Below are 13,292 nucleotides of genomic sequence, written 5' to 3'. Positions count from 1 at the left end.
AAATCATCGTATGGAAAATTCAGACCTAGAACTCATCTCACATCTGAAGCCTTCGAAGATCGTAAAAATTATGAAAGATCCGGTAGCATCTGCAAAGGCGGTACATCTTATATATACCACCGATGCAGAAACAGCCGGAATTACACGGAAGAAAACCGGAAAAAAATATTCTTACTACAAAGACGGCGAAAAAATAAGAGACAAAGAAGAAATCACAAGAATTAACAAACTGGTTATTCCTCCGGCTTGGGAAAATGTATGGATCTGCGCTTTGGACAACGGTCATCTTCAGGCAACCGGTTTTGATGTTAAAAAACGAAAGCAATACCGTTATCATCCGCTTTGGAGTGCCCTGAGAAATCACACGAAGTTTTACAGAATGCTTCAGTTCGGGTATGCTTTACCGGATATTCGCCTGCAGGTTGAGAAAGATTTAGCCTTAAGAAATTTCGAAAAAAGAAAGATTCTTGCACTGATCGTAAGTCTGATGCAGAGAACCAACATAAGAATTGGCAATAATGCATATGAAAAATTGTATGGTTCTTTCGGTTTAACGACTTTAAAGGAGAAGCACGTTCAGGTTAAGGGACAGAAAATAACTTTTCATTTTAAAGGAAAAAAAGGCGTGATGCACGATATCGATCTGAAAAGTAAAAGGCTTTCCAGACTGGTGCAGAAGTGCAAAGATATTCCCGGAAGAGAACTTTTCCAGTACATTGATGATGAAGGAAACCGCCACACTGTAGACTCCGGAATGGTGAATGATTATATTAAAGAAATCAGCGGTGAAGATTTTACGGCGAAAGATTTCAGAACGTGGTCGGGAACCGTAAATGCTTTGATTGCTTTTAAGGAAATCGGCTATGCAGAAACCCATACAGAATACAAGAAAAAAGTGAAAGAAGCCCTTGAAATAGTTGCTTCCCATCTTGGAAATACCAGTACGGTATGTAGAAAATATTATGTTCATCCTTTGGTCATTAATCTTTATGAGAACAACACCATCAAAAAATATCTTGATGAGCTTGAACAGATAGAGGAAAACGATGGTAAAGCAGATCTCACACAGGAAGAAAAATTAGTTTTAAAAATTTTAGAAACTGAGAAAATGTAGGGGATCAATTGTGAATGGTGAGTTGTCAATCCGTTATACTTGTCAATTTTCAATTATATTTTAAAATTCACAATTCACTTGCGAAGCAAAATTGATCATTCACACATTCTCTCGACCCAAATAATTGTTGTAAATTTGTATCATTAGCAAATAAAAATATACAACTAATATGTCTAAAGCAATTTCGCAAGTACCATTTGCAGTAAACGAGCCCGTAAATTCGTATGCACCGGGAACTCCGGAAGTAAAAAGTCTGATCGCCCAGTACAAAAAAATGTGGGCAGAAAAGATCGAAATCCCAATGATCATCAATGGTGAAGAAGTAAAAACAGGAGATAAAGTTCAGCTTCAGTCGCCTCAGGATCATGCGCACGATTTCGGATTTTATCACAGAGGAACGATGCAGCATGTAGATGATGCGATAAACGCTGCACTGGCTGCGAAAAAAGAATGGAACGAGCTTGGATGGGAACACCGTGCAGCTATTTTCTTAAAAGCGGCCGATCTTTTGGCAGGACCTTACAGAGACGTTATTAATGCAGCAACGATGATCGGACAGTCTAAGAATGTTCATCAGGCTGAAATTGATTCCGCTTGTGAATTCATCGATTTCTTAAGATTCAACGTAGAATTTATGACGGAAATGTATTCTGAACAGCCGATTTCTGATGCAGGAATCTGGAACAGAGTGGAATACAGACCATTGGAAGGATTCTGTTTTGCAGTAACTCCTTTCAACTTTACAGCGATTTCAGGAAATTTACCCACCTGTATGGCAATGCTTGGAAACGTAGTGGTTTGGAAGCCTTCTGATAAGCAGGTTTATTCCGCAAAAGTAATCATGGACGTTCTTACGGAAGCAGGTCTTCCAAAAGGGGTTATCAACATGATCTTCACGGATGGAAAAGAAACGGCTGAGAAAGTTTTGGCGCACAGAGATTTTGCAGGACTTCACTTTACAGGTTCTACAAAAGTTTTCCAGGGAATGTGGAAAATGATCGGAGACAATATTCATAATTACAGAACGTATCCAAGAATCGTTGGAGAAACCGGAGGGAAAGATTTCGTAATTGCGCATCCTTCTGCAAACGTAGAAGCGGTGGCAACTGCTTTGGTAAGAGGTGCTTTCGAATACCAGGGACAGAAATGTTCTGCGGCTTCCAGAGCATATATTCCTCAGTCTCTTTGGGCAGATGTGAAAAAAGTAATGGAAACTCAAATCGCTTCCATCAAAATCGGTTCTCCTGAAGATCCGTCTAACTTTGTAAATGCGGTAATTGACAAAAATTCTTTCGAAAAATGTAAAGGATATATTGACAGAGCGAATTCTTCAACTGAAGCAAACGTTGTAATCGGTGGTAAAACAGATGATTCTAAAGGATGGTTTGTACACCCGACTGTTATTGAAACTACAAATCCTCAGTACGAAAGTATGGTTGAGGAAATCTTCGGACCAATTTTGTCTATCTACGTTTATGAAGATGCAAAATGGGCTGAAACTTTACAGTTGGTAGATTCTTCTTCTCCTTATTCATTAACAGGATCTGTTTTTGCACAGGATCGTTACGCGGTAAATGAAGCATTCAAAGCATTGGAAAATGCATCCGGAAACTTCTACATCAATGACAAACCGACAGGAGCAGTTGTTGGTCAGCAGCCTTTCGGTGGTGGTAGAGCTTCAGGAACAAATGACAAAGCAGGTTCTAAAATGAACTTACTGAGATGGACTTCTGTAAGATCTATTAAAGAAACTTTTGTATCTCCTAAAGATTATAAATATCCGTATTTAGGATAATCATTCAGGAACAATAGATAATTATTGTTCTTATATCAATACAGCCCCGGAATTTTGGTTTCGGGGCTTTTTATTTATTTAAATCCTGTACCAAAATCATTTATTAACAAAATTTAATTGATTTTATTGATACTTTAATATTCATATTTCTTTATCGGAACAATTATTGAACTACAAATAACCTATTCACACCAAAAATAAAATATTATGAAAAAGTTATTGTTAATGGCAACAGTCGGAATGTTTGCGGTAAGTTGCGGTACAAAAGAATCGTCCATGTCGACCACCAATTCGGATTCTACAATAGTGGATAATACAACAGCCGTTGCTCCAGCCACAACAGACACCATGACTACGGCAAAAGCCAATCCGGACAGTATGAAGATGAAAATGGATTCTGCAAGCACTACTGTAAAATAACACAGAATTTTAACTTAAAAATTTCAAAATCCTCAGAAAATATTCTGGGGATTTATAATGCTCAGAAGTTTAAAAAGAACTTTTTACTTTTTACTTTTTACTTTTTACTTTTTACTTTTTACTTTTTACTTTTTACTTTTTAAATCATTATATTTGATATACACTAAACATTAAAAAATTTACTATGAAAAAATTATGGATTTGTGCCGTTTTAGGACTGCTGTTTTTAGGAAGCTGTGCCGATAAGAAAGAAAACAGGGAAGAATTTAAAGAAGAGCACAACAAAGATTCTTTAAGAAACAGAATGGGAGATTCTGCCGTTGCCAATTCAGAAACTACTGCTGCTCCTTCAGACAGTACAAAAGCTGCTTCAGATTCTACAAAAATGAAATAAAAAAACAAAACCGCGGAAAATCTGCGGTTTTGTACTTAAAAAAACTTGACTGAAAAAAACCGGGCAATCACCCCGATTGTATTGTTAGGAAGACTATTCTCCCAGATAAATAAAAGTATTCACTACAAGATACGCAGAACGGTTATCTATAGATTTCCCTAATCCTCCTGTAGAAACAGTTGCTGTTCCTGCAACAGTATGCATATGCGCTCCTGCAGGTGCTGTATTGTTCAGCATTCCGATGCCGCCCCATGCGGTAGAAGCTCCATCCGGATGATAACCGCCGGAACTGTTGTTAACGGTAGTTCCACCCAACAAAAATCCCCCTTCTGTGGAAGAATGGGTATGAGATCCCGCACTTTGCGCCACCCCGTTTACCGGTCCTGAAAGGGTAATATTCGGTAAGTTAGACTGTAAAATTCCGAAATGGTTTTCGCCTCCTGTTGCGCCTAAAACTTCTCCGTTGGCTCTGGATTTTAAAACCCGGTCTCTGGAATCCGGCAGATTGTCCGTAAATCCCAGACTTGCTGCTGCTGTCTGGCTCGCAGGTGAAAGTACAGAAACACTTCTTCCGTCCAAAAGGTACCATCCTCCGTGGTCAGTCTTTTTTACAGAAGTTTTAATATCGCCGATGTTCTTGCTGTTTAATGATTTTTCATCACCAAGCATTAATTTCTGCCAGATCGTACCATCGAAATAATACAATCCCTGAGCATCTACTCTGTTGGTTTTTGAAGTGATTGAAGTGACCGGTGAAGTTACATATACAATAGTTCCGGCGTGTGTGCTTGTATATCTGGAATCTCCTGCTCTTAGCTGATCTCCAGTTAATCTCGGTGGCAAAATACCCTCCGCAGTGGAGCCATCGCTGTTCTTGGCGACTACATCCAAACTCGTTATGGGATTTGCTGTATTGATCCCGATCTGCGAAAATGCAAAATTAGATCCTACAGTAGCCATAACGACTGTAAAAATTGTTCTCATCCGTTTAATTCGTTACTAGTTAATGTTTCATGGTTTGGTGCAAAATATCGGTTACATATTTTACAACATTGGCTAGTGGCATTATTAGTTTTTAGTGTTTAGGTGAGCAGTACGGGTTTATTTTTCCGGAAAGATTGGTAATAACTGCAGTAGTAGTGGTTATCCCGTAAAACTGGCGCAAATATAAAGCATCAAATAGTTTCTGCGAAAAGAAAGGTTATCCGTTTTCAGGAAAATGAAAAGAAAAAGACTAAGACTGTTGATCGTTTTCGTGAAAAACAGGAACCATATCCGACTGATTTTCAGAATAAAGCAACTTTATATAAACCGATGGAGAATAATCTGTAATCTGTTTAAAAACGGAGGCAAACTTGCTGTGAGAAGAAAATCCGCACTCTTCAGCGAGGATGCTGATCTTGTATTGGCGGTATTTTTCGTCATTAATAAGCTTATTAACGATGTAATTTATCCTCAGACGATTGATATAGGTTTTAAAATCTGAATTTTTATGGCGATTGATGAGGTGCGAAAGATATTTCGTATTGGTATTTAATTCTCCTGCAAGAAAGGAAAGAGACATATTTTTATTCGTGAAGGAAGTTCCCTTTTCAAAATCATCCAAAAGTTCCAGAAGTTTGGCTTCGGTTTCGGAAGTCATCGGAGATTCTGCTTTTTTTCTGTCTTTTTCATTCTCGCTGCGATGAATTTCTTCTACGGAAATATTGATAAAATCTTTGTAAGGATTCTCAGAAGGGAAATCTCCATCCGCAACAAAAGCCTGCCGATGGTTTCTGAGAATATTTCTGATTCTTGCAAGCTGCTTTTTCTGTTTGGATCTGAAATGAAAAAATAACCCAATTAACGCAGAACACAACACAATAATTATTACGTTCTGTGCAACATGTATCGTTTCATGATGCTCATGTACGGAAATGGGAAAGGCATTGACTAGCAGTAATACAAACCGGCAGAAACTATTAGACATACTTCAACAAATTATTATCCTTGTTATAATAATTCATCATTTTCATGGGTGTCTTTTTGTTTTTCACAAAACTAAGAATAATTTATTTTTTAATAAAATTTAATACTTCCAATTAATTCGATAGGTAAAATGAAAATATTTACTGTTTTTAATAAAACATCCGTTTCTTTTTTAACCTCAAATCAAAAAAATAATCAAAACATCGTTGTAACTATTTCTCTCCTGAAAAGACTTATTTATTAACATAATTATTACATTTGCAACCAATAAAAAGTATTTATGAAAAAACTATCGATATTTTCTGCCTTATTCATCGGAGCGTTTGCTCTTGCGCAGGGAATAAAATTTGAGGAATCCAACTTTACAGCCGTTCTTGCTAAAGCAAAAAAAGAAAATAAACTTGTATTTATCGACGCTTACACCACCTGGTGCGGACCTTGTAAACTGATGGCGAAAAATATTTTTCCGCAGAAAACCGTAGGAGATTATTACAACTCCCACTTCATCAATGCAAAAATTGATATGGAGAAAGGCGAAGGAATAGAAATTGCCAAAAAATATAACGTAAAAGCATTCCCTACTTACCTTTTCGTAGACGGAAACGGAGAATTGGTACACAGAACTTTAGGATATGTAGAGGAAAACGATTTCATCCAGTTTGCAAAAGATGCAGGAGATCCAAGCAAAAGGTTAACCGCACTGAAACAAAAATTCGAAGACGGCGAAAAAGATCCTGAGTTTCTGAAAAACCTTGCTTCTCTTACGATGTATAACGATGCTGAGTTTGCAGGAAGAGTAATGGAGCGCTATTTCAGTTCGAAAAAAGAACTTGACAGAGAAGATGTTCAGATGTTACTTTCCGTTGCACAGAATCCGGACAGCCCGATGTACAAAATTTTTCAGGCAAAAAAGGATGAAATCTCAAAGATTATTACTCCTCAAAAGTATGAAGCGATTGACAAAAATATCAAGATCAGCAGTATCTTTAAAAAGTCTTACAACCCACAGTCGAAAACGTGGGATGACAATTATTTCCTGACAGAAGCTCAGAAATTTTTATCTAAAGATGAGGCTGAAAAAATCCTGAAAAAAGCACAGGCTTCAAGAGCTTTAAGAGATAAAGACTTTGCCAAATACGAAAAACTGACGCTTGAACTGAACCAAGATACTTCTGCCTTAAGCTCCGAAGAACTGAATTCTCTTGCATGGAATTTCTTTGAAAATGTAAGCAACAAAGCTTCTCTGGAAAAGGCATTAGTCTGGGCGCAGGAATCTGTAAAGAAAGACGAAAACTTCGCAAATACCGATACTTTAGCCAATCTTTACAACAAAACCGGCGACAAGAAAAACGCCAAACTATGGGCTGAAAAATCCATCGAACTGGCAAAAAAGACAGGACAGGATTCTTCCGATACCGAGAAATTGCTGAAAAGCCTGAATATACAGTAAATAATAAAAAAGGTTGTCTCCCAAAACAGACAGCCTTTTTTTATGGATGAAAATTTAATCCAGATGATTATTATCTTTTCTGTGTCTTTTTTCCACCCACTCTTTTTGTTCTTTGGTTAACGTTTTTCCTGTAGCCATAAAAAAAGCTCCTGCAGGATCATTTTGAAAATCTGCTCTTTTTTTAGAAAACTTCTGATAATCTGTTTCGATGATGTTTCTTATAGGAGCTATTAATTCACTGATATTTTTAAGTTTAATTAAGGTAAAGTGAAAATAGTCTTTATCGTCATAAGCCTCAATTACCAATCCGGGTAACCCTTTAAAAGTATAAGGTCCCTCAGAAACAGGAACTTCTTCCGTATACCATGCAGTAATATTTTTATTTCTATATTTTCCTACCGCTTTTCTGCATTTATAAGTACTTATTATTTTAGTATCATCTTCTAATTTCCAATCAATTTTTTGATCTGCTTCAAAAGAATATGTTGCATTAAAAATCTTATCGTAAATCTCTAATTTGTTTTCAGATTTAAATACTTCCGGATTAAAATAAGCTTTTGGAATTTTAGAAAAATCAATAATAATTCTTCCGTTTATAGGATTTTTGATACTATTCTTCGTTGATTCCTTCGTTAAAGAATCATAAATTGCCTTTTGATCGCTTTTGAAAATAGAAGATTTCTTACCTATCCACAGACTCGTCATTTCTTCTTTTTGACTGTTTGCATCTGTTGTGTCTATTAAAAATTTAGTCAAATAGGTACATTTAATATTTGAATTTTCCAATTCTTGAGAAAATAAAATATTCCCTAAAAATATCAGAACTAAAAATAATAATCTCATCATGTTTTAAAAATTTAATAAAGTCTCAGTATAAAACTGACTGAGACTTTTTATTTTACAAATTATTGTTTACCCACAAAAGAACTTTGTTGCCAATGTCCCATTTGTGGTCATACAATTCCATGCATCATCCCATGTTGAAACACACGTTCCTGAACCGTAGCAAACCTGATCATCAAGAAACATATCTAAACAGGGAATATACATTGAGTATTCTATACAATTATATTGTAATGTTTTAGATTCTGCTTTAGAAGATTCATTCGTGTTTTTTTCCTGAATAACTTCTTTTTTCTCTTTTTCTGTTTCTTTAGCAGGTTTTGTTTCTTCTGCGTTTTTTGCATTTACCAAGCCGGCAACTCCAAAGGCTGCCAATAAAATAATTTTTTTCATTTGTTTTTAGAATTTGAAATTAACAATAATTTTTACATGAAAAGTATTTCGCGAAACTTTTTTCAAAAATAAAATCTCATTCCCTAATCATCTATTTCAAACAGAATAAAATACAATTCCGTTTGGAATAAATTTTTTCTCCCAAAAACAGTATATTTACAGTTCAATTTCCATAATTATGAATAACAGTGTTGGCTTTAAAATAAAAAAATTGAGAGAACAGAAAGAAATGTCTCAGGAAGATCTGGCTTTTCAGCTTGAAGTTTCCCAAAGCTATCTCAGCAAAATTGAAAATGGGAGCATTGAAAAATTAGACTTTATTTTTATGCAGAAAGTGGCTGAATTCTTTAAAGTAGAACCTCAGTATTTTTTGGAAGGAGATACGTTTATTAATGATATTGAAAATAATAATGGAATGTTGGTAAATAATTTTAATAATTCAAATGGTATTGTTAACAACGTTTCAGAAGATTTATTAAAAAATGTAATTGATAATCAGCAGCAGATCAGCCAACTTATGGAAATGCAGAATAAACTGATCGAAAAAATGCTGAAAGAAAAATAGGGAGAAGCATTCTCTACCCGAGAATACCAAAACCCAGACAGGTTCTTGCTTTCTCGGGATGAGAAAATTCAGCCTGAAAGAGAAACACTCCGTCTCGCTCCGAGAAAGTGTAAACCCAAACAGTTTGGCTCCGTCTCGGATCGAGAAAACGCAAAACCGAAAAGAACATTTATTTATAAAAGTTTAAACAAAATCCACATAAAACAAAATCCGCAGACTGTTCTGCGGATTTTTATCGTAAAATGGTTCTGTGCCATTAATATTCAAACAAAACGCTTCCCCAGGTGAAGCCACTTCCGAAAGCGGAAAGAAGCACCAAATCTCCTCTTTTAATTTTCCCCTGCTCAATCGCTTCACTTAAAGCAATCGGGATGGAAGCTGCCGTTGTATTTCCGTATTTCTGGATGTTATTGAAGACCTTTTCGTCCGGAAGTCCAAACTTCTGCTGAACAAACTGGGCAATTCTTAAATTCGCCTGATGCGGAATAAACATATCTACATCGTCAATTGTTTTTCCTGCTTTATCTAAAGCTTCCTGCATGGTTTCAGGGAATCTCGTTACAGCGTTCTTAAACACGAAATTTCCGTTCATGATCGGGTAAACTTCTTTGTTCGTTACATTTTCAGGTTCTTTTCTCATCCTGTCGCTCCATCCGTACTTGGAACCCGGAAACTGGGTGCACAGTTCATCTGCAAATTTCCCTTCGGAGTGCATATTGAATGCTAAAATATCTCCTGCGTTTTCATCTTCTGTTGCCGACAGTACAATCGCTCCTGCCCCATCTCCGAAAATAACGGAAACCCCTCTTCCTTCATCCGAAAAATCGAGTCCGAAAGAATGCACTTCCGCACCCACCACCAGGATATTTTTATACGTTCCGGATTTAATGAAAGCATTTGCCACACTCGTCGCATATACAAAACCGGAACACTGGTTTCTCACGTCCAAAGCACCAATGGTATCGCAGCCAAGCATATCCTGCAGCAGAACACCGCATCCCGGGAAATAATAATCCGGAGAAAGGGTTGCAAAAACAATATAATCTATATCTTTAGCCGTTAAACCCGCATTCGCAATCGCTTTTTCAGAAGCTTTGAAACCTAAATAAGCCGTCGTTTCCTGAGAATCGTTTCTGTTTTTACGGTGTCTTCTTTCTTTTATCCCCGTCCTTTCCGTGATCCATTCGTCATTGGTGGTCATTAATTTTGCTAGATCATCATTGGTAACAACGTTATCTGGAACATAAAATCCGATTCCTTTTATTGTACTTTTAATCATATAGTTTTTTAATTTTGACAAAGATAAACTTATTTAAGACATAGTATTTCAAAATATTACTATTTTTACGGTATGCCAATTGACACGATTTACAGAGATTCCCAGTGCGAATGGGTGGATGTAGAGGCTCCCACAGCGGAAGACCTGAAATTTTTACACGAACGGTACGAAATTAATAATCTTCTTCTGGAAGATACCTTAGACCCCAATCACTTACCGAAATATGAAGAGGACGGAGAAGTAAAATTCTTTCTCCTGCGGGAAAGTACCGAGCTGGAACGTAAAAACCTCAATACGATCAGCGACATCAGTACCAAAATCGGGATTTTCATTCTGGGAAGAACCATTATCACGATCCACAGGATGAAAACGAAGAGCATCGCAGAAACCAAGAAACAGCTTTCTGCCATGAAAACCGAAACCACCTCCAAAAATATTGCGTTGAAAATCGCACTGCTCATCATGAAAAGTTTTGATGATGAATCGGTAAGTCTTCTGGAAACGATGGACAATATCGAAAACGAAATTTTCCTTAAAAATACCAACCATACGAACCAGATTAAAAGGTTATATAAGCTGAAAAGAAAATCGGGGCTGAATTCAAGAGTGCTTACGATTTCCACAGATGCCATTGATAAATTTAAATTACTCGGACTTCAGGATTCTGAAGCGTATGATTTAAAAGACAAACACAAGGACGTGGTTGCGGATTTCGATCATCTTAACGCACAGATCACCAACCTTATCGGGATGTTTCTTGCTCTTTCTGACCAGAAAGCCAATCAGGTAATGAAAGTTCTGGCAATTTACTCGGTGTATTTTTTACCCATCACCTTTATTGCAGGAGTTTACGGAATGAATTTCGACAATATGCCGGAACTGCACTATAAGTATGGCTATCATGCTGTTTTAGGAGTCATGGCTCTGGTTGTGATCTGCACCTTTATCTACGCGCGAAGAAAACAATGGTAATTTTCCCGCTTTAATTATCGTGAAAATACTGTGGCTGAATATTTTAAATAGTTGTAATTTTAATTCGAAAAGAAGAACGGTTAAATTTAAATACGCTAATTCTTTTCCAAAAGTTTTTTAGCATTTAACATTAGATTTCTTCTTCCGTAGGAATGACAGTGAAAAGAGGAATATTGTATTTCCCGCGTTCGCGTGAGGGATACGGAAGGTCCGACTGAAAGGAGGAGTTTCAGCGCGGCGCTTCGCGCCGCGCTGAAACCGGAACGAAGTGAAGCCTGCAGAAGCCCGACCCGAAGTGATGATGCGGGAAACCTTATAGGTTTTAAAAACCTATAAGGTTTGGATAGGGAAAACGGAGGGATACGCCCAAGTAAAAAATAAAAACAACCAAAAACAAAAGCCATGAAACCTGAAATGCTGCAAAAAATTCTTGAGGAAGATGTTCTTTCCAAAGAATCCAAAGAAAAACTTTCCGCGCTTCACGACCGTATTTCGGCGAAGGAATTTTCTGATCTTCTGGATGCGGAAGGCAATCAGTATGTGGAATTTGTGCAGGAAGGAGGCGGAGTCTGGGGAAGCGCACTGGTGGGTTATCTGTACGGACTGGAAATTTTCGGGATCCGTTTTCTGAAAGTAGCAGGAACGAGTGCAGGAGCGATTAATACGATGCTGATCGCCGCGTGTAAAACCAAAGAAGAAGCCAAAAGTGAAGTGATTAAAGATATACTCTTCAACTGGAAGTTCTCCGACTTTATGGATGGAAAACCGTATGTAAAAACCACCATCCATTCCATGCTGAATAACAAAAACTTCCTGAAGATCAATTCAATTATCGCAGGAATTATTATGCTGATTCTCGTGATTGCGCCTTTTGCCATTTCTTCGGAAACAACGCTGAGAGCCAAACTGCTTTTTCTGGTTCCCATCATTCCGATCATCATTGCTTATCTGTATCTGAAAAAGTTATATAATGATCTGAAAAAAGCCAATTCAGGATTAAATCCCGGAAATACTTTTCTGAATCAGATGAAGGATGTTCTGGATGCCTTCGACATTAAAACCGTGGCTGCGCTGAATGACAAGTTTGTAAAAAAAGGCAAAGACCTCAACCTGAATTACCGTCATGGAAACGAAACACAATATTACAATATTGCCTTAGAAAGCATTGAAGAAATTCATCAGAACAATAAGAAACATATTGATGAAATCCGGTTTAAAATATTCTATGACGGAGTTGTTAACAACGAATATTATAAAAAAGATCCTTTCTATTCCTTAAAATCGGAATACATCATAATTACAACGGATATTAATGCCAAAATAAAAGTGGAACTTCCCACAATGGCGAATCTGTACTGGTCGGAAGAAGAGCTGAAAAAGATCAGTCCGGCTGAATTTGTAAGAGCTTCGATGTCGGTTCCCTTCTTTTTTGAGCCTTTTCAGAAGCAAATCGATAAAAATGATGATTCCGTAAAATATGCATGGAGATTCTGGATGAATACCAAACAGGAAGACATCAATCCTGCCGGAGTTTTTATTGATGGCGGAAGTATTTCCAATTTCCCGATCGATCTTTTCCATTCCACTGATATTTTTTATCCGAGAATGCCTTTATTCGGCGTACAGTTAACGAGCGATTCTGATATTCAGTCTGAAAAAGGAAAAACCAGTGCCGAAATTTTAAAATCTCCCCTCTCTTTTGCAGGTAATATTATTGATACTTTAAAAGGTTTTAACGACAAAACTTTTCTCACCAAACATACGTTCTACCATCTTTTCAGCATTCAGACCGTGAACTGCGGAACCAGCAACTGGCTGAATTTCTTTATGCAAAGAGAAGAAAAAGAAGAGCTCTTCAACCGCGGATTTTCTGCAGCTCTGGATTTCCTGAGTAATTTCGACTGGCAAAAATACAAATGCGAGAGAATGATGGTTTCTATGAAGGAGAAAAAGATCCTGAAGGAAGAGGATACGAAAACGGTGGGGTAAAAAATAAGTTTGCTTTAAAATTTTATTAACCACAAAAGTCGCAAAAGCTTAAAATAATTTTAATTTAGTGCATGAATGCAATGAAAAGCTCACAATAGCTTAAAAAGCTT

13 protein-coding genes are annotated in these 13,292 nt (G+C 37.0%); 8 read left to right on the top strand and 5 right to left on the bottom strand.

Annotated features, from left to right (window positions below; genetic code table 11):
• The first annotated feature begins 10 nt into the window (after positions 1-10).
• From H6W52_RS05675 to H6W52_RS05660, 4 genes are all read left to right on the top strand, one after another.
• A complete protein-coding gene (locus H6W52_RS05675) occupies positions 11-1,114 on the top strand; it encodes a DNA topoisomerase IB (RefSeq protein ID WP_116096401.1) in 1,104 nt (367 codons plus the stop codon).
• A gap of 169 nt (positions 1,115-1,283) precedes the next feature.
• A complete protein-coding gene (gene pruA / locus H6W52_RS05670; RefSeq protein WP_116096403.1) occupies positions 1,284-2,909 on the top strand; it encodes an L-glutamate gamma-semialdehyde dehydrogenase in 1,626 nt (541 codons plus the stop codon).
• Between the two features lie 207 nt (positions 2,910-3,116).
• Positions 3,117-3,329: a cytochrome C551 gene (locus H6W52_RS05665; protein WP_116096405.1), complete on the top strand. Its 213-nt coding sequence runs from the start codon at positions 3,117-3,119 to the stop codon at positions 3,327-3,329.
• A 184-nt stretch (positions 3,330-3,513) separates the two neighbouring features.
• Positions 3,514-3,723, top strand: coding sequence for a hypothetical protein (locus H6W52_RS05660; protein WP_108410297.1), 210 nt, complete (start codon positions 3,514-3,516; stop codon positions 3,721-3,723).
• 93 nt (positions 3,724-3,816) lie between these two features.
• On the opposite strand, the gene H6W52_RS05655 is transcribed toward H6W52_RS05660, so the two are convergent.
• Complete coding sequence (locus H6W52_RS05655) at positions 3,817-4,707, bottom strand: hypothetical protein (protein WP_123891935.1); 891 nt, start codon at positions 4,705-4,707, stop codon at positions 3,817-3,819.
• A 250-nt stretch (positions 4,708-4,957) separates the two neighbouring features.
• Positions 4,958-5,692 carry a helix-turn-helix domain-containing protein gene (locus H6W52_RS05650; RefSeq protein ID WP_116096409.1) on the bottom strand — a complete coding sequence of 245 codons (735 nt, stop codon included), beginning with the start codon at positions 5,690-5,692 and terminating at the stop codon, positions 4,958-4,960.
• A 279-nt stretch (positions 5,693-5,971) separates the two neighbouring features.
• Between H6W52_RS05650 and H6W52_RS05645 the strand changes: the two genes are divergently transcribed.
• Positions 5,972-7,141 carry a thioredoxin family protein gene (locus H6W52_RS05645; protein WP_116096411.1) on the top strand — a complete coding sequence of 390 codons (1,170 nt, stop codon included), beginning with the start codon at positions 5,972-5,974 and terminating at the stop codon, positions 7,139-7,141.
• 54 nt (positions 7,142-7,195) lie between these two features.
• On the opposite strand, the gene H6W52_RS05640 is transcribed toward H6W52_RS05645, so the two are convergent.
• Entirely contained in the window at positions 7,196-7,984 is a 789-nt protein-coding gene (locus H6W52_RS05640; protein ID WP_228457531.1) for a GLPGLI family protein, read from the bottom strand.
• Between the two features lie 69 nt (positions 7,985-8,053).
• Positions 8,054-8,377, bottom strand: coding sequence for a hypothetical protein (locus H6W52_RS05635; protein WP_087711315.1), 324 nt, complete (start codon positions 8,375-8,377; stop codon positions 8,054-8,056).
• A 178-nt stretch (positions 8,378-8,555) separates the two neighbouring features.
• Between H6W52_RS05635 and H6W52_RS05630 the strand changes: the two genes are divergently transcribed.
• On the top strand, positions 8,556-8,942 hold the full coding sequence (locus H6W52_RS05630; RefSeq protein ID WP_116096415.1) for a helix-turn-helix domain-containing protein: 387 nt from the start codon (positions 8,556-8,558) through the stop codon (positions 8,940-8,942).
• 256 nt (positions 8,943-9,198) lie between these two features.
• On the opposite strand, the gene H6W52_RS05625 is transcribed toward H6W52_RS05630, so the two are convergent.
• The gene (locus H6W52_RS05625; protein WP_087711319.1) at positions 9,199-10,221 is read right to left on the bottom strand and encodes a 3-oxoacyl-ACP synthase III family protein; all 1,023 of its coding nucleotides are present in this window, start codon (positions 10,219-10,221) and stop codon (positions 9,199-9,201) included.
• 72 nt (positions 10,222-10,293) lie between these two features.
• Here H6W52_RS05625 and H6W52_RS05620 point away from each other — a divergent pair, with 72 nt between their 5' ends.
• Positions 10,294-11,193 (top strand): CorA family divalent cation transporter, encoded by a 900-nt coding sequence (locus H6W52_RS05620; RefSeq protein ID WP_116096417.1) that lies wholly within the window; start codon positions 10,294-10,296, stop codon positions 11,191-11,193.
• Positions 11,194-11,595: 402 nt separating this feature from the next.
• Positions 11,596-13,182, top strand: coding sequence for a patatin-like phospholipase family protein (locus H6W52_RS05615; RefSeq protein ID WP_116096421.1), 1,587 nt, complete (start codon positions 11,596-11,598; stop codon positions 13,180-13,182).
• The last annotated feature ends 110 nt before the right edge of the window (positions 13,183-13,292 follow it).

Origin of the sequence: Chryseobacterium sp. C2(2020), from assembly GCF_014218915.1 — a bacterium.
Classification (GTDB): domain Bacteria; phylum Bacteroidota; class Bacteroidia; order Flavobacteriales; family Weeksellaceae; genus Chryseobacterium; species Chryseobacterium mucoviscidosis.
The sequence above is the reverse complement of the archived record's forward strand: the minus strand, read 5'-3'. Positions and strand labels throughout refer to the sequence as shown.

Coding starts and splice junctions, on each gene's coding strand:
- H6W52_RS05665 (WP_116096405.1), top strand. CDS start 3,117: ATGAAAAAGTTATTGTTAATGGCAACAGTCGGAATGTTTGCGGTAAGT.
- H6W52_RS05675 (WP_116096401.1), top strand. CDS start 11: ATGGAAAATTCAGACCTAGAACTCATCTCACATCTGAAGCCTTCGAAG.
- H6W52_RS05620 (WP_116096417.1), top strand. CDS start 10,294: ATGCCAATTGACACGATTTACAGAGATTCCCAGTGCGAATGGGTGGAT.
- H6W52_RS05645 (WP_116096411.1), top strand. CDS start 5,972: ATGAAAAAACTATCGATATTTTCTGCCTTATTCATCGGAGCGTTTGCT.
- H6W52_RS05650 (WP_116096409.1), bottom strand. CDS start 5,692: ATGTCTAATAGTTTCTGCCGGTTTGTATTACTGCTAGTCAATGCCTTT.
- H6W52_RS05660 (WP_108410297.1), top strand. CDS start 3,514: ATGAAAAAATTATGGATTTGTGCCGTTTTAGGACTGCTGTTTTTAGGA.
- H6W52_RS05615 (WP_116096421.1), top strand. CDS start 11,596: ATGAAACCTGAAATGCTGCAAAAAATTCTTGAGGAAGATGTTCTTTCC.
- H6W52_RS05625 (WP_087711319.1), bottom strand. CDS start 10,221: ATGATTAAAAGTACAATAAAAGGAATCGGATTTTATGTTCCAGATAAC.
- pruA (WP_116096403.1), top strand. CDS start 1,284: ATGTCTAAAGCAATTTCGCAAGTACCATTTGCAGTAAACGAGCCCGTA.
- H6W52_RS05640 (WP_228457531.1), bottom strand. CDS start 7,984: ATGAGATTATTATTTTTAGTTCTGATATTTTTAGGGAATATTTTATTT.
- H6W52_RS05655 (WP_123891935.1), bottom strand. CDS start 4,707: ATGAGAACAATTTTTACAGTCGTTATGGCTACTGTAGGATCTAATTTT.
- H6W52_RS05630 (WP_116096415.1), top strand. CDS start 8,556: ATGAATAACAGTGTTGGCTTTAAAATAAAAAAATTGAGAGAACAGAAA.
- H6W52_RS05635 (WP_087711315.1), bottom strand. CDS start 8,377: ATGAAAAAAATTATTTTATTGGCAGCCTTTGGAGTTGCCGGCTTGGTA.